General features: G+C 70.5%; 1 protein-coding gene. It reads left to right on the plus strand.

Features of this window, described 5'->3' with window-relative positions; all coding sequences use genetic code 11:
* Positions 1-128 precede the first annotated feature (128 nt).
* Entirely contained in the window at positions 129-572 is a 444-nt protein-coding gene (locus tag E1267_RS43930; RefSeq protein ID WP_246064771.1) for an SPFH domain-containing protein, read from the plus strand.
* The last annotated feature ends 48 nt before the right edge of the window (positions 573-620 follow it).

The raw sequence follows: 620 nt of genomic DNA on the forward strand, positions 1-620 counted from the left end.
CGACGATGTTCAGGTTCCGTTGCGGGGCGAGTTGATCGCCTGGGCGGACCGGCTGCGGGAGACGCGTCCGGGTGGGTAGGGGATGGTCTGACCGAGCCTTTGAGGTGCCGCGATGAGCCTGCAGCAGTGTGCGGGGGCCTGGGCTGGTGGTGGTGTGGCCGGTCGTGGAGCGCGCGGTGCGGGTGTCGTTGCGGCTGATGTGCCTGGATGTGTTCTGCTCCGAGGCGGTGACCCGTGACGGTGTGGCGGTGCGGGTGAGGGGCGGCGCCGTGGCCGAGGTGAGCGATCCGGTGCGGTTCGCGATGACGATGGACGGGCCGCTGGTGGCGGCCACGGTCGTGGCGGAGAGGGAGTTGCGCCGTCAGGTCGCCGACGCCGATCTGGCGGATCTGGCGGATCTGCCGGCGGTGGCGAGCCGGTGCGGCGCGGAGATGGCCGAGCGGATCAGTGAGACGACGAGCCGGTGGGGGGTGCGCGTCACTCTCCTGGACATCGACGATGTTCAGGTTCCGTTGCGGGGCGAGTTGATCGCCTGGGCGGACCGGCTGCGGGAGACGCGTCCGGGTGGGTAGGGGATGGTCTGACCGAGCCTTTGAGGTGCCGCGATGAGCCTGCAGCAG

This window comes from Nonomuraea longispora, from assembly GCF_004348345.1.
Lineage (GTDB): Bacteria > Actinomycetota > Actinomycetes > Streptosporangiales > Streptosporangiaceae > Nonomuraea > Nonomuraea longispora.